Source organism: Bradyrhizobium sp. BR2003 (genome assembly GCF_009720285.1).
Taxonomy (GTDB): Bacteria; Pseudomonadota; Alphaproteobacteria; order Rhizobiales; family Xanthobacteraceae; genus Bradyrhizobium; species Bradyrhizobium elkanii.
Map to the genome: position 1 here is coordinate 89124 of NZ_SMYJ01000036.1, position 20342 is coordinate 109465.

General features: G+C 65.8%; 18 protein-coding genes and 1 pseudogene. 10 read left to right on the top strand and 9 right to left on the bottom strand.

Annotated elements, in window-relative coordinates; all coding sequences use genetic code 11:
* Window positions 1-11 precede the first annotated feature (11 nt).
* From E2I15_RS31255 to E2I15_RS31265, 3 genes are all read right to left on the bottom strand, one after another.
* On the bottom strand, window positions 12-773 hold the full coding sequence (locus E2I15_RS31255; protein ID WP_422109891.1) for an N-acetylmuramoyl-L-alanine amidase family protein: 762 nt from the start codon (window positions 771-773) through the stop codon (window positions 12-14).
* A gap of 379 nt (window positions 774-1152) precedes the next feature.
* Window positions 1153-2715, bottom strand: coding sequence for an alkaline phosphatase D family protein (locus tag E2I15_RS31260; RefSeq protein WP_137483317.1), 1563 nt, complete (start codon window positions 2713-2715; stop codon window positions 1153-1155).
* A gap of 414 nt (window positions 2716-3129) precedes the next feature.
* Window positions 3130-4533, bottom strand: a complete 1404-nt coding sequence (locus E2I15_RS31265; RefSeq protein WP_246668413.1) for a TAXI family TRAP transporter solute-binding subunit — start codon at window positions 4531-4533, stop codon at window positions 3130-3132.
* A gap of 212 nt (window positions 4534-4745) precedes the next feature.
* On the opposite strand from E2I15_RS31265, the gene E2I15_RS31270 reads away from it, so the two are divergent.
* Window positions 4746-5051 (top strand): 4a-hydroxytetrahydrobiopterin dehydratase, encoded by a 306-nt coding sequence (locus E2I15_RS31270; RefSeq protein ID WP_137483316.1) that lies wholly within the window; start codon window positions 4746-4748, stop codon window positions 5049-5051.
* A gap of 91 nt (window positions 5052-5142) precedes the next feature.
* On the top strand, window positions 5143-5523 hold the full coding sequence (locus E2I15_RS31275; protein WP_137483315.1) for a YkvA family protein: 381 nt from the start codon (window positions 5143-5145) through the stop codon (window positions 5521-5523).
* 249 nt (window positions 5524-5772) lie between these two features.
* On the opposite strand, the gene E2I15_RS31280 is transcribed toward E2I15_RS31275, so the two are convergent.
* Window positions 5773-6753 carry an NADPH:quinone oxidoreductase family protein gene (locus tag E2I15_RS31280; RefSeq protein WP_016847222.1) on the bottom strand — a complete coding sequence of 327 codons (981 nt, stop codon included), beginning with the start codon at window positions 6751-6753 and terminating at the stop codon, window positions 5773-5775.
* A gap of 105 nt (window positions 6754-6858) precedes the next feature.
* Here E2I15_RS31280 and E2I15_RS31285 point away from each other — a divergent pair, with 105 nt between their 5' ends.
* From E2I15_RS31285 to argG, 6 genes are all read left to right on the top strand, one after another.
* Entirely contained in the window at window positions 6859-7695 is an 837-nt protein-coding gene (locus E2I15_RS31285) for an SDR family oxidoreductase (RefSeq protein WP_137483314.1), read from the top strand.
* A 165-nt stretch (window positions 7696-7860) separates the two neighbouring features.
* A complete protein-coding gene (locus E2I15_RS31290) occupies window positions 7861-8454 on the top strand; it encodes an invasion associated locus B family protein (RefSeq protein ID WP_246668412.1) in 594 nt (197 codons plus the stop codon).
* A gap of 75 nt (window positions 8455-8529) precedes the next feature.
* Entirely contained in the window at window positions 8530-9744 is a 1215-nt protein-coding gene (gene rlmN / locus E2I15_RS31295) for a dual-specificity RNA methyltransferase RlmN (RefSeq protein ID WP_137483312.1), read from the top strand.
* A gap of 154 nt (window positions 9745-9898) precedes the next feature.
* Window positions 9899-10384, top strand: a complete 486-nt coding sequence (locus E2I15_RS31300; RefSeq protein ID WP_137483311.1) for a hypothetical protein — start codon at window positions 9899-9901, stop codon at window positions 10382-10384.
* A gap of 39 nt (window positions 10385-10423) precedes the next feature.
* Entirely contained in the window at window positions 10424-11209 is a 786-nt protein-coding gene (locus tag E2I15_RS31305) for a phosphatase PAP2 family protein (RefSeq protein ID WP_137483310.1), read from the top strand.
* A 76-nt stretch (window positions 11210-11285) separates the two neighbouring features.
* Window positions 11286-12623 carry an argininosuccinate synthase gene (gene argG, locus E2I15_RS31310; RefSeq protein WP_137483309.1) on the top strand — a complete coding sequence of 446 codons (1338 nt, stop codon included), beginning with the start codon at window positions 11286-11288 and terminating at the stop codon, window positions 12621-12623.
* A gap of 170 nt (window positions 12624-12793) precedes the next feature.
* On the opposite strand, the gene E2I15_RS31315 is transcribed toward argG, so the two are convergent.
* The gene (locus E2I15_RS31315; protein ID WP_137483308.1) at window positions 12794-13381 is read right to left on the bottom strand and encodes a TetR/AcrR family transcriptional regulator; all 588 of its coding nucleotides are present in this window, start codon (window positions 13379-13381) and stop codon (window positions 12794-12796) included.
* Window positions 13382-13557: 176 nt separating this feature from the next.
* Here E2I15_RS31315 and E2I15_RS31320 point away from each other — a divergent pair, with 176 nt between their 5' ends.
* Together E2I15_RS31320 and E2I15_RS31325 are read left to right on the top strand one after the other, a co-directional pair.
* Window positions 13558-13923, top strand: coding sequence for a nuclear transport factor 2 family protein (locus E2I15_RS31320; protein WP_137483307.1), 366 nt, complete (start codon window positions 13558-13560; stop codon window positions 13921-13923).
* 113 nt (window positions 13924-14036) lie between these two features.
* Window positions 14037-15794 carry an alkaline phosphatase gene (locus tag E2I15_RS31325; RefSeq protein ID WP_137483306.1) on the top strand — a complete coding sequence of 586 codons (1758 nt, stop codon included), beginning with the start codon at window positions 14037-14039 and terminating at the stop codon, window positions 15792-15794.
* A gap of 196 nt (window positions 15795-15990) precedes the next feature.
* Here E2I15_RS31325 and E2I15_RS31330 read toward each other — a convergent pair whose 3' ends face one another.
* The 4 genes and pseudogenes from E2I15_RS31330 to E2I15_RS31345 all read right to left on the bottom strand — a co-directional run bounded on the left by E2I15_RS31330 (window position 15991) and on the right by E2I15_RS31345 (window position 20334).
* Window positions 15991-18330 (bottom strand): OmpA family protein, encoded by a 2340-nt coding sequence (locus E2I15_RS31330; RefSeq protein WP_155262665.1) that lies wholly within the window; start codon window positions 18328-18330, stop codon window positions 15991-15993.
* 248 nt (window positions 18331-18578) lie between these two features.
* Window positions 18579-18794: pseudogene (locus E2I15_RS39385) on the bottom strand (hypothetical protein); the annotation flags it as partial.
* Between the two features lie 109 nt (window positions 18795-18903).
* Entirely contained in the window at window positions 18904-19290 is a 387-nt protein-coding gene (locus E2I15_RS31340; protein WP_137483304.1) for a VOC family protein, read from the bottom strand.
* A gap of 186 nt (window positions 19291-19476) precedes the next feature.
* Window positions 19477-20334: an FkbM family methyltransferase gene (locus E2I15_RS31345; RefSeq protein WP_137483303.1), complete on the bottom strand. Its 858-nt coding sequence runs from the start codon at window positions 20332-20334 to the stop codon at window positions 19477-19479.
* Window positions 20335-20342 lie beyond the last annotated feature (8 nt).

The window sequence follows — 20342 nt, forward strand, 5'->3', positions numbered from 1 at the left end:
GCGCTCGGCCGTCAGAGTGGACCGAGCAGCGCCCATCGCGGCTCGCAGAATTCCTTCACGGCGGAAGCGACGCTGCTGCTGGTGAGGTTTTGGCGCTCGGGCGAGTCCATCTCGCGTTCCTCGTCCCGGTTGATGATCGAGCCAGCCTCCAGCAGGATCGCGGGCATCGCGGTCTTTCTCAGCACGATGAGTTCATCATTGCTGTAGACGCCGGTGTCCTTGTTCAGCAGCGGGTGCCGGTAACGACCCATGATGGGCTGGCTGTATTGCTCGGCATAATGCAGGCCCTGGGCCTTCATTTCCCCGGCGACCAGTTCGGCGAACCGGAGGCTGGTCTTGAAGTCCGGATTATCCCGGGAGACGAACACGGAGTAGCCGCTGAAGCGATCGCTGAAGTGGCTTTTCTTGCCCTCGAACTCCCAGTCCTCGAGCATCTTGTTGGGCACGGAGTCATGGTGGATCGACAGCAGCAGGTCCGCGTGCAGATTGTTGGCGCTCGCGACCCGCTTGAACAGGCTCGGTCTCGCCTTGCCTTCGGTCAGCAGCAGCCTGGTTTCGGCAAAGCCTTCGGCTTTCAATCTTTCCTCGATCAGCTTCGCAAGGCGCAGGTTGAAGGTGAACTCGGCGACGTTCCGCGCGCTGATCGCGCCTTCCGATTGCGCGGTATGTCCCACATCCAGCACGATCCGGAACGTCGCGGGATCGCATTTGGCAGCGGCCGGCTTGAGAGCTGAAAGCGGCAGGGTGACTGGCCCAAGGGCGGCCAGCCGCATGGCGCGGTGCCTGGGCGGAGCGCGGTGCCTTGCCAATTTGCCAGGGCTCGTCGCTTTCGCGCGCTTCGGCGACTTGGCATGCTTGGGTGAGTTCCTGAAGAGATCGGGCAACCAGCCGGCATCGCTGACTTCGATCGGCAGCAGCGCGAACACTGCGATCGCGACGACCCAAAAGCGGCGAGGCCGAAACCTCGCAACGCTACCACCGAGCACGCGAAAGAATTCGCAGCGCCTCATGCTCCGCCTCTCCGGGCCCCCAGCATAACGGCTGTGATATCGGTACCGGAAGAGGCGAGGGACGTCCATCCCCGGCAATCGGGTTGCTTCGCCTTGGCGAGGCAGGACAAGGCAGTCCGGTTCCGCTGCGGCCCGGGCCGAATTACACCGGCTTGGGATCGAGAGTGATCGCCCACAGCTCGGCGTCGACGCGGTCGCGCAGGCTCACCGTCAGCTGGCCGCTCTTGCCGTCGATCTTGACGTGGCCGAAGAACTGCATGCCTGCCGACGGCGGCAGGTTCTGGTTGCCTTCGCCCGGCGCCTTGACGAACTTCACTTCGGGGCCGAACGTGTTGTCGAGCTCGTTCGGGCCGAACGTGCCGGCATGCAGCGGGCCGGAGACGAATTCCCAGAACGGATCGAATTCCTGGAACTGGGCCTTGTTCGGATTGTAGTAGTGCGCAGCCGCATAGTGCACGTCGGCGGTCAGCCACACCGTGTTGACGATCCCCGCGGTCTTGATGAAACGCAGGATGTCGGCGATCTCGAGCTCGCGGCCGTGCGCCGGACCATCGCCCTGCGCAAAGGCTTCCGAGCCTTTCTTGTTGGCCGCATCGTCATAGACGATCAGCGACAGCGGCATGTCGGAGGCGATCACCTTCCAGGTGGCGCGCGAGTTGAGCAGCGCGCGCTTCAGCCAGGCCATCTGGTCCGGACCGATGAAATAGGCGTCGGGGCCGTACTGCTCCTGCAGGTTCGGGCCGTTGGGGCCGCGATAGCTGCGCTCGTCGAGCATGAAGACGTCGAGATGCGGACCGTAGCTCAGCGTGCGATAGACCCGGCCCGGCTCGACGATGCTCTCGCGCATCGGATACATCTCGTGGAAGGCCTTTGCCGCGCGCGCCGCGAGCACGGTGATGTCGCGCTCCTTGTAGGCCGCCGGCAGCTGTTTCGACAGCGACCAGTTGTTGGTCACCTCGTGATCGTCCCACTGCACGAAGATCGGCACTTCGGCGTTGAAGGCGCGGACGTTGTTATCGAGGAAGTTATATTTGTGCGCGGCGCGATATTCGTCGAGCGTCTCGGCGACCTTGGCCTTTTCCGGAATCGTGACGTTCTTCCAGATCTTGCCGTCGGGAAGCTTCACCTCCGCAGGGATCACGCCGTCGGCGTAGATGGTGTCGCCGGAATGCAGCAGGAAATCCGGAGCGTGCTTCTTCATCGCGGCGAAGGTGATCATGCCGCCGTCGTCGGGGTTGATGCCCCAGCCCTGGCCGGCGACGTCGCCGCCCCACACGAACGAGACGTCGCGGCGGTCGCTCGGCGCGGTGCGGAAGCGGCCGACCACGGGCTCGCCGACGATGTCGATATGGGCGAGGTCGCGGAAGCGGACGCGATAGAAGATGTCCTGGCCGGAGGGCAGGTTCTCCAGCAGCATCTTGGCGGTGAAGTCGCTCTCCGGCAGCGCGGTGATCGGCGGCAGTGTGCGGGCGTCCTTGAACGATTCAGTGGTCGCGACCTCGACCATCATCTGCGCCGGCCGGTCGGCCCGGGCCCACACCACGCCGCCGTCGACGCCGACATCGCCGGACTGCACGCCATGGGTGATGACGGGGCGATCGGCCGCGCGCGACAGATAGGGCATCGCGATGACGCCGGCGCCGGCTGCGGCCGCCGTGGAGAGAAAGCGTCGGCGGGTGAGATTTCGCGAGAACCGGATCGTCATGGGGGGCCTCCTCAGGTCGCAGCGACAATGCGCCGCAGGCGCGCCAAGACCTAGAAAAATTCCATGACGAAGAGATTACAGGGGGTGGAGGAGCGGGGGTGAGAGACGGCGCGAATCGTAAGGTGAGCACACACGTCAGGCTCCCTCCCCCCTTGCGGGGGAGGGAGGGGAGAGGGGTGGCCCCGGGGCGACATGCTTGTTGAGAACGACACCTTCGCGACTCGGTCGCTTGTTGTCAGAGCTGCATGTTTGAGAGAGCGCGTCGTGTGGCACCCGTCTCCCTAGCCCTCCCCCGCAAGGGGGAGGGAACCTTACCGTCGGTGACTCCCTCACAGGCTTTGACGATGAGGCGCGGAGAAAGTCGTTCCGCAAGCGGGAGAGGCGAAGTAACCCTGCGGAAGAAGCCTGATCGACCTACGCCGTGCCCGCCGCCCTGAACTGCGTCGCAGTCCGTTGCAAATTCTGCGGCATGCTGAACAGCAGCGCCTTGCGGTCGGCGACGGCGTTATGAAGCTGCTCGAGCGCGATGTTGAACGCGGTCAGCGTGCCTTCCTCGATTGCGCCGTGCTCGAAACAGTCCAGCGTGTGGCGCAGGATGTCGTCGGCCTCCGCCTGCATCTGGTCGAGTTCCTCGATTGAATCGCTTTGCCGCGCGGCCTTCAGCATCTCCAGCAGGCGTTCGCGCTGCGAGGTATTGGTGTTGCGCTCGTCCTGCTTGAGATAGCCGGCGAACCACGCACCGGCCGAGCCCATCGCCGAGAACGCCATCAGGCTCCACCAGATGTAGTCGCTGTAGCGGTCGAGGAAGGTCTTTTCCTCGCCGTCGACAAACGCGGCGGCGCCCGGATGCACCGGGATGGTGGCATCCTTGTCGGTGTCCGGCGTCTCGATCTTGGCGGCGAGCGGGAAATCGGTCTTGAGCGACTGCCGGATCGCGAACAATTGCCGCGTGAATGCCGCGACGGTCGCGTCCGACAGGCCCTTCCGCGCAACGATGTGGTGCGAGAAGCTGATCGTCTTCACCTCATCGTCGGGCCGGTCGGCGGAGCCGAGCGAGCCCGCGGGGATTTCCGCGGCCTCATAGGCCGGATGGTTCTGCGCGATCGCCTCCGAGGCGTCGATCGCGAGGAAGGTCGGCTCGCCGCCGTCCTTGACCGACGCCGTGATCGCATCGATCGTGATCTTGCTGTTGGCCGGGCCGACGGCGAGATAGGCGTCGGCCTTGAGGTTCTTGATCGCTTCCGCCGCCTCATTGGCCGGGAATTGCACGATCTCGACCTTCATCGGGTCGACGCCGTATTGCGTCAGGATCAGCTTCAGCAAATTGACATTGGCCGTAGTGCGGCCGACGACGCCGATCTTGCGGCCGGCAAGCTGCGCGATCTTGGTGATCCGCGCGGATTTCCGAACCTTGCCCTTGGCGGGCGGAACCCACATCACCACGACATTCTTGCGCAGGGTCGCGACCGCCTGGGCATTCTTCGGCACCTCGAGATCGCCGCGGATGATGGCGAGATCCGCCTTGCCGTCGGCCAGCGTCTGGGCGCTCGCGGTGGCGCCCTCGGTCTGCACCGGCCTCAGCTTGACCTGGGTGTGCTGCTGGTTGTTGAAGGCCTGCGCCAGCGCCTGCACGACCTTGAGGTCATCGCTGTTGGCGGGACCGACCGCGATCCGCAGCGTCACCGGACGCACGGCGAAATAATAGCCGGCCATCAGCGTGCCGATGATGGCCAGCGCGCCCGCGATCAAAACGAACATCAGCCGCCGCTTTGCCGAACGCAGCGGCTTGGGCGACATGCTGGCGGAGCCGTCTGTCATCGATCTCGCAAACAATCGTCGGGGCTCAATCTCGTAAGACTACCAACGCGCATACATCCCCTATGTGTAGCAAATTACTGAATGGACAGATGTTACAACTCCGTCATGGTTACCAGCGGCGATAGGACGCGATTTCGGCCTTAATTTGGGCGTGGATCCCATCCCGGAGGCCGGTTGTTAGGCTAAAGTCGGCGTTAAACGGGAGGGTTACCATGGTCGAACGGCTGTCAGCGGAGGCAAGGAAGGCCGCCCTTTGGGAACTGGCCGGCTGGTCGGAAACGCCCGGCCGCGAGGCGATCGCCAAGACTTTCGTGTTCAAGGACTTCAACGAGGCCTTCGGGTTCATGGCCCGCGCCGCCTTGGTCGCCGAGAAGAGCGACCATCACCCCGAGTGGAAAAATGTCTACAAGACGGTCGAGGTGGTGCTGTCGACCCACGATGTCGGCGGGGTGACCAAGCGCGACATCGACCTCGCCAAGGCCATGAACGCGATCGCAAGGCAGCTTGGGGTCAGTTGAGCCCGGCGCGTGCAACCTTGCGCGGGTCCGCCGATATCCCCAGATTCGCATCGCCCGCCGCCGAACTGGCGCGGCGTCGAGGAACCTTGCGATGACATCGAGCGAACACGGCGCGGGATTTGGGCCTGCCGATCGGCTGGCGCAGGACCCTGAAAGCGTGCGCCGCCGTTTCTGGATCAAGTTCAAGAAGGTGGTGGCGACCCTGCCCTTCGCGGAAGATCTGCTGGCCGCCTATTACTGCGCGTTCGACCGGCAGACGCCGCGCCATGTGCAGGCGGCGCTGCTCGGGGCGATCGCCTATTTCATTCTGCCGTTCGATTTCGTGCCCGACATGCTGCCGATCCTCGGCTTCACCGATGACGCCGCAGTGCTCGCAACCGCGCTCCGCATGGTGGCAAGCCACATCACGCCGGAGCACCGCGATGCCGCCCGCGCCGCGCTGAAGCGCGGGGTGCCGGAGGAGGAGGAGTGAGATCTGTCTTCTTCCCCCTGAAAGGGGGAAGGTCGGGATGGGGGGTCAGCCGCAGGCGACGCTGTATGCGGAGAGAGCAGATCCCCACCCGCTTTGCTCTTGCGAGCAAAGCGACCTCCCCTTTTCAAGGAGGTTGGAGCGTCTGTAGCCCGAATGAAGCGAAGCGCAATCCGGGGCTGCTCCAACCAGGGATGGTTCGTCCGGATTTCGCTGCGCTCCATCCGGGCTACCAAGTTACCGAATCCGTCCTCAGCTTCCCGGGTGCAGGATCACCTTGCCCATCGCCTTGCGGCCGGCGAGCACCTTCAGAGCTTCCGCGGTCTGCGACAGCGGGAAAGTGCGGTCGACATGCGAGGAGATCTTGCCTTCCGCGGTCCACTGCACGAGCTTCTCGAGGTTCTTGCGGTTCTTGTCCGGATTCTGCCGCGCCCAGGCGCCCCAGAACACGCCGCGGATATCGCAGCCCTTCAGCAGCGCGAGGTTGAGCGGGATCTTCGGAATGTCGCCGGCGGCAAAGCCGATCACAAGGAAGCGGCCTTCCCACGCGGTCGAACGCAGCGCAGCTTCGGCGTAGGCGCCGCCGACCGGATCGAACACGATGTCGGCGCCCTTGCCGTCGGTCAGCTTGCGCAGGCCCTCCTTGAGATCTTCCTTCGCATAGTTCAGCGTCAGCTCGGCGCCGTGTTGCTTGGCGAATGCCAGCTTCTCGTCCGACGAGGCGCAGGCAATCACCTTCAACCCCATCAGTTTGCCGAGTTCGCACGCAGCAAGGCCGGTGCCGCCGGCGGCCCCGAGCACCGCGAGCGTCTCGCCCGGCTTCGGGCTTGCGCGATCTTCCAGCGCATGCAGCGCGGTGCCGTAGATGATGATGATGCCGGCGGCGCGGTCGTAATCGAGATTGTCGGGAATCTTCACGATCGAATTCGCCGGCAGCGCGATCTTGTCGCGCGCGCCGTTGTGGCCGCAGGACGCGACGACGCGATCGCCGACCTTCAGGTCAGTGACGCCTGCGCCGACGCTTTCGATCACACCGGCAACTTCGGCAGCCGGCGAGAACGGGAACGGCGGCTTGATCTGGTACTTGCCCTGGATCATCAGGATGTCGAAGAAATTCAGCGCCGCCGCCTTGATCGCGATCACGGCTTCGCCGGGACCCGCCACCGGATCGGGCACGTCAGCCAACACGAGATCGTCGGGTTGACAGTATTGCGAGCAGAGGATGGCTTTCATGGACACACCTGAGTTTCGGACGCAGAAAGAGCTGCAAGATCTTGGACTACAAGCTTCATGCCGGATTTGCGGCGGAGCGACAATACAAAGCGGAGGGATCAAACTATGTTTGAAAAAGGCCTGCTAGCGAAAAAGCGCATCCTGATCACCGGCGGCGGCTCCGGCCTTGGCGCGGCGATGGGCTACCGCTTCGCCGAACTCGGCGCCGAGCTGATCATCTGCGGGCGGCGCGAGGGGCTGCTGGAGGAAACCGCAGCAAAATTTCGCAGCGAGCTCGGCGCCAATGTTTCCATCGCGCGCTGCGATATCCGCGACGGCGCAGCGGTCGAGGCGATGATGGATCAGGTCTGGCAGGACGCGCCGATCGACGTGCTGGTCAACAATGCTGCCGCAACCTTTATTGCGCAGAGCGAACATTTGTCATTCCGCGCGGCGGACGCGATCCTCGCGCCGACACTGCATGGGACGATGTATTGCACGCTCGCCGCCGGTCGCCGCTGGATCGACGGCAAGCACAAGGGCGTGGTGCTCTCGATCCTGTCGACCTCGACCATCACCGGCCGTGCGTTCACGGTGCCGTCCTCGATGGCCAAGACCGCGGTGCTGGCGATGACCAAGAGCCTTGCGGTGGAGTGGGGCCCGAGGGGCATCCGCACCGTCGCGATCGCGCCCGGCGCATTTCCGACCGCAGGTGCGACCGGACAGTTGCGTCCCGAGGGGCGCGGCGAGAGCTGGGCGCATCGCAATCCGCTCGGCCGCGCCGGCGAGCATTCGGAGCTCGCTGATCTCGCGACCTTCCTGATCTCGGATCAGGCCGGCTACATCAACGGCGAGATGGTGGTGCAGGACGGCGGCTCGCACTTACGCGGTTCCGGTGCCGAGGACCTGCTGCAATGGACCGATGCGCAGTGGGAGAAGCAACGCGCTGCGCGCGCCAAGTGATAAGCCAAGTGATAACAAGTCGCGACGTGCGCACGATAGTGAGCGGCGTTCGTCTTTCGGCCTAACTGCCTTCCCAAAAAAGCATTTCCCGGTTATCCATCCGAGCCGGCGGAGGGGAATCGCCGGGCCATCTTGCAGTCACAATGATGGGGGAACCAGTTGGCCGTGCGGCAGATTCTGACATCACTGGTTGCTTGTATCCTGTGCGGGATCATCACCCTCGCGCCGGCGCAGGCTGCGCCCAGGAAGGATACCGCGAAGGAAGCAGCCAAGCCGGCGCCTTCGGCCGCGGCGGCTGCGGCCGGCGGCGCGGAGCCGACGCTGATCGGCCAATTCGGCACCTGGGGTGCGTACACGGCGTCGCCCAACGGCAAGAAGGTGTGCTTTGCGCTCGCCAAGCCGTCCTCGTCGAAGACCAATCCGGCGAACCGGCCGCGCGATCCGGCCTATGCCTTCATCTCCACCCGTCCGGCGGAGAAGGTCGTCAACGAAGTCTCGATCATGATCGGCTACACCGTGAAGCCGGGCTCCGAATCGACGCTTCAGGTCGGCGGCGGGACCTATGCGATGTACACGCAGGGTGACGGCCTCTGGATCAAGAATGCGGCCGAGGAGGAGCGGATGGTGGAATCCATGCGCAAATCGGCCGAACTGACGGTAAAAGCCGTCTCGGCCAAGGGCACCGAGACGACAGACACCTTCTCGCTGAAGGGCCTGGCGCAGGCGCTCGACCGGCTCGGGCAGGACTGCCGGCGCTAGAGAAGCGACTTGAGGCCTGAAATCGAGGTATTTGGTGGCTTTCCAGCACCGGCTGGAAGGCCTATTTGAGGTTTCATGACCGACACCGTGACCACCCCTGCCGTCTTCGGCGCCAGCGCGCTGGTCGAGAAAGTTCCGCTCGAGACCTATGTGCCGCCGGCCAAGCCGTCGCTGATCGGGCTGTCGCGCGCCGAGATCGCCGATCGCCTCGGCGAGATCGGGGTGCAGGCCGGCCAGCGCAAGATGCGCACCCAGCAGCTTTGGAACTGGATGTATTTCCGCGGCGCCAAGAGCTTTGCCGAGATGACCAACGTCTCGAAGGACATGCGCGCCGAGCTCGAGAAGCATTTTACCGTCGACCGTCCCGAAGTGGTCGCCGAGCAGATCTCCAATGACGGCACCCGCAAATGGCTGTTGCGGCTGCCGAGCGGCGACACGGTCGAGCGGCCGCACGAGGTCGAGTGCGTCTACATTCCCGAGACCGATCGCGGCACGCTGTGCGTTTCCTCGCAGGTCGGCTGCACGCTGAATTGCGCGTTCTGCCACACCGGCACGCAGCGGCTGGTGCGCAACCTCACCGCCGGCGAGATCGTCGGCCAGGTGATGGTGGCGCGCGACCGGCTGAACGACTGGGCCGACCGTGAGGACGGCACGCGCCGCGTCACCAACATCGTGATGATGGGGATGGGCGAGCCGCTCTACAATTTCGACGCGGTGCGCGATGCGCTGCTGATCGTCGCAGACAATGAGGGCATCGGCATTTCCCGCCGCCGCATCACGCTGTCGACCTCGGGCGTGGTGCCGAACATCCAGCGCACCGGCGACGAGATCGGCGTGATGCTCGCGATCTCGCTGCACGCGGTGCGCGACGAGCTGCGCAACGAGCTGGTGCCGTTGAACCGCAAATATCCAATCAAGGAATTGCTGCAGGCCTGCCGCGATTATCCCGGCGCCTCGAATGCGCGGCGCATCACCTTCGAATATGTGATGCTCAAGGGCGTCAACGATTCGCTCGATGATGCCAAGCTCCTGGTCAAGCTGCTCAAGGGCATTCCGGCGAAGATCAACCTGATCCCGTTCAATCCGTGGCCGGGCACCGCCTATGAATGCTCGGACTGGGAGCAGATCGAAAAATTCTCCGAATACATCTTCAACGCCGGTTACTCCTCGCCGGTGCGCACGCCACGCGGCCGCGACATCCTCGCGGCCTGCGGCCAGCTCAAGTCGGAGACCGAAAAGCTCTCCGCCCGCGAGCGCCAGGCGCTGCGCGCGATGGCGATGACGGATTGAGAAGTATCTCCATATTTCGTCATGGCCGGGCTTGTCCCGGCCATCCACGTCTTAGCTTTGCCTCCGCGAGACAAGACGTGGATGCCCGGGCCAAGCCCGGGCATGACGAGGAGAGATGAATGCCGCGCCCGCTATCCGATTATGGAATGACCCAATGGCCCTGATCGGCCGCCTGTTCGTCGTTGGCTTCGGCTTCCTGATGGCCTGCTTCGTGGCGGGGATCATCGTGGTCGTCGCGGTGCTGTATCCCGAGATCAGCGATTTCGGCGGGCAGATCGACCAGAGCGCTATCAACGTCGTGCTCGGCTTCGGTTTCATCTTCATATCCGGCTTCGCATTGCTGCCGGCGCTGATCGTGGTGCTGATTACCGAGGCATTCTTCATCCGAAGCGTGCTGGCCTACGCCGTCGGCGGCGCGATCGTCGGCGCGGCCTGCTATCTCGGCCTGGTTCCGTTCGATCCCGATATGATGCAATTCCACGGCATCGTGCGCCGGCACATGGAGATCATGACCGGCGCCGGTATCGTCGCGGGCCTCGTCTACTGGCTGATCGCCGGTCGCACCGCCGGCGCCTGGCGCGAGCCGGCGCGTCCGTTGCCGCCGCCCCCGCCATTGCCGTCGCAATCGCGGCAGCCGTGACGCTTCCCATGCCCCGCAGCCTCGGCTAAACCGCGCGCCATGAACCGGACCGGACTTTTCATCGCGCTGGCGCTGGCGCTCATCGTCGGCATCCTGTTCGGGATCTATCCCGAGCTCGACCTGAAGCTGGCGGCACTGTTCTACGATGCCGCGCAGAAAACCTTTCCGATGAAGCTCGAAGCGGTGGCGTCGTTCGCGCGCGATGCGGCGATGTGGATTGCCTGGGCGCTTGTGCTGCCGGCGATCGTGACCATCGTCTGGAAATTCATCCGCCCCGACCGGCCGATGCTGATGTCCGGCCGCGCCGCGGTGTTCCTGCTCACCACGATGCTGCTCTCGGCCGGCGTGCTCACCAATTTCACCTTCAAGAATTATTGGGGCCGGCCGCGGCCCGTGTTCGTGACGCAGTTCGGCGGCGACCTGCAATTCATGCCGTGGTGGGACCCGCGCGGCGGCTGCCCGCGCAACTGCTCGTTCTTCTCCGGTGAGGGCGCCACCGCGTTCTGGACCTATGCGCCGGCGGCGCTGACGCCGCCTGCGTGGCGGCCGCTGGCCTTTGCCGGGGCCACCGTGTTCGGCCTTGTCACCAGCGGGCTTCGCATGGCCTTTGGCGGTCATTTCTTCACTGACGTTGCGATCGCAGGCCTGGTGTCGTTCTTAACGGTCTGGCTGTTCTATGCGCTGATCTACCGCTGGGCCTCGACCCGGCTGACCGACGCCCAGGTCGATGCCGCGCTGACGCGGCTTGCGATGCCCGGCTATCGCTGGATGCAGCGCTGGCGCCGGGGCGACAAGGCCAGCCTGGCGGCACGGAAGCCTGATTAAAGGCGTGCTCCGCCTTCCGAAATTTGATATCGCCAAGCCTGAAAACCTCTTCGATTTCGACCGATTGGACCGTCCCATGAGTACGATTCTGAAAAGCCTGCCCACTGGCGAAAAAGTCGGCATCGCGTTCTCGGGCGGGCTCGACACCTCAGCGGCGCTGCTCTGGATGAAGCTGAAAGGCGCCAAGGTCTTCGCCTATACCGCCAATCTCGGCCAGCCCGACGAGGCCGACTACGACGCGATCCCGCGCAAGGCGATGGATTTCGGCGCCGAGAAGGCCCGCCTCGTCGATTGCCGCACCCAGCTGGTCCATGAGGGGATCGCCGCGATCCAGTCCGGCGCGTTCCACATCTCGACCGGCGGCATCACCTATTTCAACACCACGCCGCTCGGCCGTGCGGTGACAGGCACCATGCTGGTCGCGGCGATGCAGGAGGACGGCGTCAACATCTGGGGTGACGGCTCGACCTTCAAGGGCAACGACATCGAGCGCTTCTATCGTTACGGCCTGCTGACCAACCCGAGCCTGCGGATTTACAAGCCCTGGCTCGACCAGCAGTTCATCGACGAGCTCGGCGGCCGCGCGGAGATGTCGGCGTTCATGACCGCGCAGGGCTTCGCCTACAAGATGAGCGCGGAGAAGGCCTATTCGACCGACAGCAATCTGCTCGGCGCGACGCATGAGGCCAAGGATCTCGAGAGCCTTGCGAGCGGCATCACCATCGTCAACCCGATCATGGGCGTGCCGTTCTGGCGCGCCGATTGCGACGTCAAGGCCGAGAAGGTCGTGGTGCGCTTCGAGGAAGGCCAGCCGGTCGCGCTGAACGGCAAGACGTTCGCCGATCCGGTGGCGCTGTTCCTTGAGGCCAATGCGATCGGTGGCCGCCACGGCCTCGGCATGAGCGACCAGATCGAGAACCGCATCATCGAGGCGAAGAGCCGCGGCATCTACGAGGCGCCGGGCATGGCGCTCCTGCACATCGCCTATGAGCGTCTCGTCACCGGCATCCATAACGAGGATACGATCGAGCAGTACCGCATCAGCGGCATGCGGCTCGGCCGCTTGCTCTATCAGGGCCGCTGGTTCGATTCGCAGGCCTTGATGCTGCGCGAGACCGCGCAGCGCTGGGTGGCGCGCGCCGTCACCGGCGAGGTGACGCTCGAGCTGCGTCGCGGCAACGACTACTCCATCTTCAACACCGAGAGCCCGAACCTGACCTATGCGCCGGAGCGGCTCAGCATGGAGAAGGTCGAGGACGCCGCGTTCACGCCGGCCGACCGCATTGGCCAGCTGACGATGCGCAACCTCGACATTGCCGACACCCGCGCCAAGCTCGGCCTCTACAACAAGACCGGCCTCATCTCGAGCGGCGAAGGCGCGCAGATCTTCCAGCTCGAGAACGACAAGGATTGAGGCGGCGGGCGAACGCGCCACAAACTCAGTGTCGTCCCGGCGAAAGCCGGGAGACCCATAACCACGACCTTCAATTGTTGCGCAACGCTGGGGCCACAGTGCGCTTCAATGACTCCTCCCTGTGGCAATAAGTCCCGGCTTTCGCCGGGACGATGTGGGAGAAAGTTCGCCTACTTCACCCTGAGCGCATCGAGCAGCGAGCGGAATGCGCGCGCGTAATCGGTGCCGGTCTTGCCGATATCCGGCCCCGCGGAGATTGCGACCGCCGCCTCCGTCACCGCGCCGAGCAGCAGCCGCGCCAGCGGCTCGATCGGTTGCTTGGCGATCACGCCGGCATCCATCGCGGCCGCCAGCGCGCGCGGAAACTTGCCGCCGAAATGTTTCGCGTCGATCTCGCGCCAGCGTTCCCAGCCGAGCACAGCCGGACCATCGCGCAAGATGATCTGGCCGGTCGGGCCTTTCGAGCACGCCGCGAAATAGCCCTGTGTGCCCGCCGCCATCGCCGCCAGCGGATCGTTCTCGGCGCGCGAGATGCGGTCGAGATCGGCGACGAGGTCGATTGACACCTGCTCGAACACCGCCTCGAACACCGCCTCCTTGGTCGCGAAGTGATGATAAACCGCGCCCTTGGCGACGCGCGCTCCAGCGGCGATGTCGTCCATCGTCGCAGCGGCAAAGCCGCGCTCGCCAAAGATGCGCCGCGCCGCCTTGACGATGGCGGCTCTGGTCTTCTGGCGCCGTTCGGCCTGGGTTGCCATCGCTTCGCTCTTGTTTGAGCATGATCTCAGCGCAAGCGCTTCGCGTTTGTCGCCGGAAAACCGCTTCACACTTTTCCGGATCATGCTGTCTAGCCCAGGTTCCGCAGCGAAGCCAGTTGACTTACCGACTATCAGTCGATAAATACCGACCATAAGTCGGTAAATGGAGAGTGCCCATGCCCTCGCTCAGGACGTTGCAAGCCTTCGCTGACACGGTGGAATCCAACGACCATGTCGCCGCGATCAGGAACTTCTATTCAGTCGATGCCCGCACCCAGGAGAATGACGGCGAGTGGCGGGTCGGCCGCGAGGCGCTGGCGGCGCGCGAGGCGGCGGTGCTGGCCGCGGTCGCAGGCGTCAAGACCACGCGGCTTGGGCCGCTCCTGCTCGACGGCGATCATTCGGCGATCTGCTGGCGGTTCGAATTCACGGCTAAGGACGGCAAGGTCCGCAGCATGGAGGAGGTCGCCTGGCAGACCTGGCGCGGCGAGGAGCTGGTCGAGGAGCGCTTCTTCTACGATCCGCAGCAGATGGCGCGCTGAGACCACGCCGGCCGTTGCGGCAATACGCCCCGGCGCCGCCTCATTGCGCCGTCATCCGCCGCCACTAGCCTCCGCCCCGGCGCGCATCATGCGCAAGAGGCGGAGCATCGATCATGATCAAGCAAGTTGCCGGCGTGGCTGTCGCCCTGTTGTTGTCGGCAGCTCCGGCGTTCGCCCAGACGATCTATCCGATCGATCGCGCCGATATCCTCGTCGGCGCCAAATTCGACTTCAAGGTCGAGCTTCCGGGGGTGGTCGATCAAGCCAAGCTCAAGGTCACGCTGAACGGCGCGGACTATGACGCGGTGTTCGGCCAGGGCGGCACATTCACGGCGCGCGAGGCCGGCCGGGAGCAGTCGGCGCTGTTGCTGCGCAATGTTTCGCTCGCCAAACCCGGGCAGGTCGCCGTCGAGGTCAGCGACGGCACGCAGAGCCGGAAGGTGACCTGGACCGTCTATGACACCGGGGCACGCAAGGCCAGGAACGTGATCCTGTTCATCGGCGACGGGATGTCGCCGTCGCATCGCGTCGCCGCGCGAATCCTTTCCAAGGGGATTGCGGAGGGCAAGAGCCGCGGCAAGCTCGCGATCGACGACATGCCGCATATGGCGCTGGTCGCGACCGCGGGCTCGGACTCGATCATCACCGATTCGGCGAACGCCGCGAGCGCTTACGCCACCGGTCACAAGGCCGCGGTCAATGCGCTCGGCGTCTACGCCGATCGCACGCCCGATCCGCTCGACGATCCCAGGGTCGAGACCATCGCGAGCCTCGCCAAGCGCCGGGCGGGCCTCGCCGTCGGCATCGTCACCAACACCGAGCTCGAGGACGCGACGCCGGCGGCGATGGTCGCGCATACCCGCCGCCGCGCCGCCTATGACGCGATCGTCGCGCAATATTTCGACGCGAAGCCCGACGTGCTGATGGGCGGCGGCTCCGCGAACTTCCTGCCGCAATCCACGTCCGGGTCGAAACGCAAGGACGATATCGACTATCTTGCGCGCTTCCGCGACGCCGGCTATCCGGTCGCGACCACCGCAAGCGAACTCGCCACGCTTGCGACCAAACCGGACACCCGCCAATTGCTCGGCCTGTTCGCCGCCGGCAACATGGACGGCGCGCTCGACCGCAAATTCCTCAAGGGAGGCGGCGTCAAAAAATTCCCCGAACAGCCTGACCTGACCGAACAGGTCCAGGCCGCGCTCACGGTGCTGTCGAAACACGAGGCCGGCTTCTTCCTGATGGTCGAGTCCGGCCTGATCGACAAATACGCCCATCTGCTCGACATGGAGCGCGCGGTCTACGACACCATCATGCTCGACAACGCGGTGCGGCTCGCAAAGGACTGGGCGAAAGCGCGCAACGACGACACGCTGATCCTGGTCGTGGCCGACCACAACCATCCGAACAGCCTGATCGGCACCATCAATGACGACATGACGGCGACACCCAACGTGCCGCTGCGCGAGCGCGTCGGCGTCTATGAGAAGGCCGGGTTTCCGAATTATCCGGTGCCGGACGCCGAGGGGTATCCGTCACGCGTCGATGTCAGCCGGCGGCTTGCGATCTTCTCGGCCAGCCTGCCGGACCATTACGAGACGTTCCGCCCGAAGCTCGACGATCCGAACGAGCCGACCGTGAAGGGCGACCAGCCCGACAGTTTCAAGGCCAATGACAAGTACAAGGATGTCCCCGGCGTCGTGCTGCGCTTCGGCAATCTGCCGGCGATGATCGGCGCCAGCGTGCATTCCGGCGAGGACGTCATCCTCACCGCAACCGGCCCGGGCAGCGAGCGCGTCCACGGCTCGATGGACAACACCGAGGTGTTCCGCGTGATGGTCGAGGCGCTGGGACTGGGCGCGGGGAAGTAACGAATCCGACCACCCCTTGAAAAGGGGAGGTCGCTTTGCTCGCAGAGCAAAGCGGGTGGGGATCTGTTCGCTCCGCAGCCACCGTCACCCGCGGCTGCCCCCCCCCATCCCGACCTTCCCCCTTTCAGGGGGAAGGAGAAGAAACAAAAATGGCCGGGATCGCTCCCGGCCATTTCGTATCGTGATGTCGCGCCGCTCAGCGCGGCGGGGCGGCGGAGGCGGTGCCGCCGTTGAGCAGCGGGGTGATGCGGCGGACGGTGACGCGCCGGTTGATGCGGCTCGGTCCGTCGGTCTGCTCCTTCAGATATTGCGAGCCGTAACCCTGCGAGGTCAGGTTCTCCGCCGGCACGCCGAATTGCTGCGTCAGCAGCTCGGCCGCGGATTGCGCACGGCGGTCCGACAGCGACAGATTGTCGGTGTCGTTGCCGGTCGCGTCCGTATGGCCCTCGATCAGGAACACCTCGCGCGGGTTGCGCTGGATGGCCCGGTTGAGGCCGTCGGCGATCACCTGTAGCCTCGCCGCCTGATCCGGCGGGATGGTCCACGATCCGGAGTCGAAGTTGATCGTGTTGACGTCGATGCTCGGCATCTGCATGCGGACATTGGGACTGTAGCGGATCTCGTCGAGCGAGTAGCGCCGATCGATCCGCTGCACCGGCGGTGCCTCCATGGTCTCGTAGATCACGTCGGGCGACGCGTCCTGAGCGTCGACGATGTAGCGATCGTAGGGAATGTTGACCACCGGCGGCGGCACGTCGACATAGAAGCCGCCGACCGCCCGCGGATCGCGATAGCTGTTGTCGATGATGACGACCTCGCGTCCGCCAGTATCCCTGCGGATCCGGCGCAACATCTGGCCGTCGGAGCCGACCACCGTGATGATCTCGCTGCCGTCAGGACGAACCACCACGGTGCGGGTTTCGCCGCCGACCGTCTCGGTGCGGATGTCACGCGCGCCATAGCGGAAACGATAGACGTCGTCGCCGCGCACATAGGCCTGGCCGCCCGGGTCGCGGATGATGACGCGGTCCGGTTCGGTGTAGATGGTGCGGCCGCCTTCGACCACCTCCTGCCGCTGGCTGTGCAGGTCGGCGATGCTGCCGCCGATGATGGCGCCGGCGACCACGCCGGCACCGACCGCGGCGCCGATCGCGAGCGGCTTGATGTTGTCATGCCGCGGCGGCGGCGGCAGCGGTGCTGCGACGGCAGGCGCGGCCCGGAAGGCGGGCGCAACCGTCGGCGGCGCGTATTGCGCACGGCCGGGAGGCGGCGTTGCAGCAGCCGAGCCGGGGACGACCGATGGTGCCGGCGCGCCCATCGCGGCGCCCTGGGCCGGCGATACGCCGGGCGCGACGCCCGGACGTGCTGCCGGCTGACCCGGAGCCGGGGCCGCGCCGGGCGCACCCATCGCTGCGCCCGGGGTCGCCGGCGTTCCGGGCGGTGTCGCCGGACGTCCCTGCTGACCTGGCGCCGGTGGCGTCGGCGTCGCGCCGGGTGCCGGAGGCGTTGTTGCGGCAGGCGGGGTGCCCGGCCGCGCGGGCTGTGCGCCGGCTGCCGGAGGCGTCGGCGTCGGTGTTGCGCCGGGAGCTGTCGCGGCGGGCGGCGTGCCCGGTCGTGCCCCTGCTGCCGGCGGCGTTGTCGTTGCCGAAGGCGCGGGCGTTGACGTCGCCGCGGGCGGCGTGCCCGGCGGTTGCTTGGCGCCGCCAGGACGTTCACCGCGTTCGCCACCCGGACGATCACCAGGACGGCGTTCGGCCGGCGCCGTTGTCGGAGCGCCCGGCGTGGCGGGCGTCGGTGTCGGCGTTGCCGCTGTGGGCGGGGTGCCGGGGCGTGCTGCCGGCGCGGCATTCGGTGTCGCGCCGGGGGTCGGCGTCGGAGGCGTGTGCGCGGGACCTGCGCCGGGCGGCGGCGTGCCGGGGCGCTGCGGTGCTGCGGCCGGCGGCGGTGGGGTCGGCGTTGGATGTGCGGGGGCGGCCGCCGGCGGCGGCGGGGTTGGCTTCGCAGGTGCCGCCGCGGGCGGCTCCGGCCGTGCCGGGGCCGGCGATGGCTTCGCGGGTGCGGCCGCGGGCGGTGGCGGTGTGGGATGTGCAGGCGCAGCCGCCGGCGGAGGCGTCGTCGGGCGCGCGGCAGGCGGCTCGGGCCGTGCGGGAGCCGGCGGCGGCGCCAGATGCGGCGCGGCTGCCGGAGGCGGGGTCGGCTTTGCCGGTGCAGCGGCGGGCGGCTCGGGCCGCGCCGGTGCTGCAGGCGGGGTCGGCTTCGCGGGTGCTGCGGCCGGCGGCGGAGCAGGATGTGCGGGCGCCGCAGCGGGAGGTGGCGCCTGCGGATGCGGCGCTGCGGCCGGCGGTGCCGGACGTGCAGGAGCACCCGGCGCGCCGGGCGCTGGCCGCGCCTTCGGCTTTCCGTCAGGTCCGGTTTCTTCCTTTTGCTGCGCCTGTGCGACGACCAGAGGCGAAGTTTGGGCGTGCGACGCTGAGGCGGCGAATTGCATCACCGTCAGCGCAGTCGTGGCAAGCAGCACGAGACGAAGCTTTGTCATTGTCTAGGAGTCCCCGGCGGAAAGTCTGGGCAGGAAAGAAAACTGAGAGCCGAACAATTCGGCAGGACGATGAACCGTCAGCCGTTAGGCCGGATTGTGGCGAGCCACGGATCATCGGCGAAGTTTATTTCGACATTATAACGGGTTGCATGCGCGATTGTTCACCGCGCGTTCAGAAGAAACGCTCCGACACATTTGCAATCGACGTGGAACTTGGGCGCAAGAGCGACTTGCCGGCCGGCGAGTCGATCTGTCGCAGGCGGCGGGCCGGACGGTCCAGGCGGTCCGCGCACCGGTGATTCGTCAGGTGTCTTGCCGGGCAACTCGTCCGGTCGCGGCGGTTCGCCGGGTTCGCGCACCGGCTCTGGAATCTCGGGGCGCGGATTGCCGGGTGGTATTCCCGGCGGCGGTTCGCTCGGGGTGCCCGGCGTCGTCGGCGGAATCTCGGGGGGCTCGATCGGCATCATATCGAGGCCTCGCGGCTGTCGCCGATGCCAGGTCGCGTCGCGCGCATCAATCGCTCCATCGAAGTTCGCAGCGACAACGGATCGCGCGCCGCGGCGTTCCGATGTTTCACCCGGGCGTGTGGCAGACTGCCTCGATATTGTGGCCGTCGGGATCGAACACGAATGCGGCGTAATAGTTCGGGTGATAATGCGCGCGAATGCCGGGCGCGCCGTTGTCGCGGCCGCCGGCCGCCATCGCGGCCTTGTAGAAGGCGTCGACGGTGGCGTGGTCCCTGGCCGTGATGGCGATATGCACCGGCTTGTTCATCGCGCCTTCGCCGCCGATCCAGAAGTCCGGCTTGCCGTCGGCGCCGAAGCCCGCGGCGGGCGCGTGCCCGGTCACATCAGCAGGCACTTCCATGATCAGGCCGTAGCCGAGCGGCGCCAGCGCCGCCTGGTAGAATGCCTTCGCGCGTTGATAGTCGGAGACGGAAAAGCCGATATGGTCGATCATCGCGAGCCTCCCTTGTTGTATGATACATTCGCAGACTCTTTTCACCTCTCCCGCTTGCGGGGAGAGGTCGGATTGCATCGAAGATGCAATCCGGGTGGGGGCTCTTTGCCACAATATGACTCGTGGACCCACCCCGGCCCTCCCCCGCAAGCGGGAGAGGGAGCAGCTCTCTGACGTAGTTACTTCTCAGCTCCGCACCAGCAGCGTGTTGCTCCGCGTCCGGCCCTGCTCGACGTAACCGCGCGCGTGCATGTCCGCAATGCAGTCGTCGGTCCATTCGTCCTTCGACAGATGCTCGATCACCACCGCGCCGGGCCACAGTGACTGCGGCGCGTCGCGGAAGAAGCCGATCAGCACGCGGTCCTCGAAACCTTCGACGTCGATCTTCAGCGCGTCAACCTTGCTCGCGCCGGCCTCGTCGAGGATGCGTTGCAGCCGCAGCGAGGGCACCTTGAACGCCTTGCCCGTCGGCGTGCCCGTGACGATGTGGCTGGCGCCGAGATTGTCGCCGTCGGTCTCGATCATCAGTTCGCCATCGGTCGGGCCAGCGGCCGCCGCAACCAGGCGCACTTGCGGAAAGCCGGAGGCCTCGGTGTTGAATTTGAGCCGCGCATGCGTGACGGGATGCGGCTCGATCGCGATCACCTTGCCACCGGGCCCGACATCGCGCGCCAGCGCCAGCGCATAGGTGCCGACATTGGCGCCGAGATCGACGAAGGTGCCATCCGCGCCGAGATGCGCCCGCAGGAAGGCGAGTTCTTCAAGGTTGTAATCGGGATTGAACAGCGCGCCGCGCTCGGTCGCGCCTTGCTGATGATAGAAGCGGAACGATGCGCCCTGGTAGGTCACGTCCAGCGGACCCGCGCCGAACAGATTGACCAGCTTCGACAGCCAGGGCCGGAACGCGCCGCGCTTCAGTCCTGAGCCATGCGCCAGGCGGATGATGGCGGCCTGCGCCGCATTGGGCGCGAAGGCGCCGAACGGCGCCGGCGATATGTCGTTGCTGGGGATCACGCATGGCCTCGTCAAAAGCGCGGCATGCATAGCCGGTT

Coding starts and splice junctions, on each gene's coding strand:
- E2I15_RS31255 (WP_422109891.1), bottom strand. CDS start 773: ATGCGGCTGGCCGCCCTTGGGCCAGTCACCCTGCCGCTTTCAGCTCTC.
- E2I15_RS31260 (WP_137483317.1), bottom strand. CDS start 2,715: ATGACGATCCGGTTCTCGCGAAATCTCACCCGCCGACGCTTTCTCTCC.
- E2I15_RS31265 (WP_246668413.1), bottom strand. CDS start 4,533: ATGACAGACGGCTCCGCCAGCATGTCGCCCAAGCCGCTGCGTTCGGCA.
- E2I15_RS31270 (WP_137483316.1), top strand. CDS start 4,746: ATGGTCGAACGGCTGTCAGCGGAGGCAAGGAAGGCCGCCCTTTGGGAA.
- E2I15_RS31275 (WP_137483315.1), top strand. CDS start 5,143: ATGACATCGAGCGAACACGGCGCGGGATTTGGGCCTGCCGATCGGCTG.
- E2I15_RS31280 (WP_016847222.1), bottom strand. CDS start 6,753: ATGAAAGCCATCCTCTGCTCGCAATACTGTCAACCCGACGATCTCGTG.
- E2I15_RS31285 (WP_137483314.1), top strand. CDS start 6,859: ATGTTTGAAAAAGGCCTGCTAGCGAAAAAGCGCATCCTGATCACCGGC.
- rlmN (WP_137483312.1), top strand. CDS start 8,530: ATGACCGACACCGTGACCACCCCTGCCGTCTTCGGCGCCAGCGCGCTG.
- E2I15_RS31300 (WP_137483311.1), top strand. CDS start 9,899: ATGGCCCTGATCGGCCGCCTGTTCGTCGTTGGCTTCGGCTTCCTGATG.
- E2I15_RS31305 (WP_137483310.1), top strand. CDS start 10,424: ATGAACCGGACCGGACTTTTCATCGCGCTGGCGCTGGCGCTCATCGTC.
- argG (WP_137483309.1), top strand. CDS start 11,286: ATGAGTACGATTCTGAAAAGCCTGCCCACTGGCGAAAAAGTCGGCATC.
- E2I15_RS31315 (WP_137483308.1), bottom strand. CDS start 13,381: ATGGCAACCCAGGCCGAACGGCGCCAGAAGACCAGAGCCGCCATCGTC.
- E2I15_RS31320 (WP_137483307.1), top strand. CDS start 13,558: ATGCCCTCGCTCAGGACGTTGCAAGCCTTCGCTGACACGGTGGAATCC.
- E2I15_RS31325 (WP_137483306.1), top strand. CDS start 14,037: ATGATCAAGCAAGTTGCCGGCGTGGCTGTCGCCCTGTTGTTGTCGGCA.
- E2I15_RS31330 (WP_155262665.1), bottom strand. CDS start 18,330: ATGACAAAGCTTCGTCTCGTGCTGCTTGCCACGACTGCGCTGACGGTG.
- E2I15_RS31340 (WP_137483304.1), bottom strand. CDS start 19,290: ATGATCGACCATATCGGCTTTTCCGTCTCCGACTATCAACGCGCGAAG.
- E2I15_RS31345 (WP_137483303.1), bottom strand. CDS start 20,334: ATGCATGCCGCGCTTTTGACGAGGCCATGCGTGATCCCCAGCAACGAC.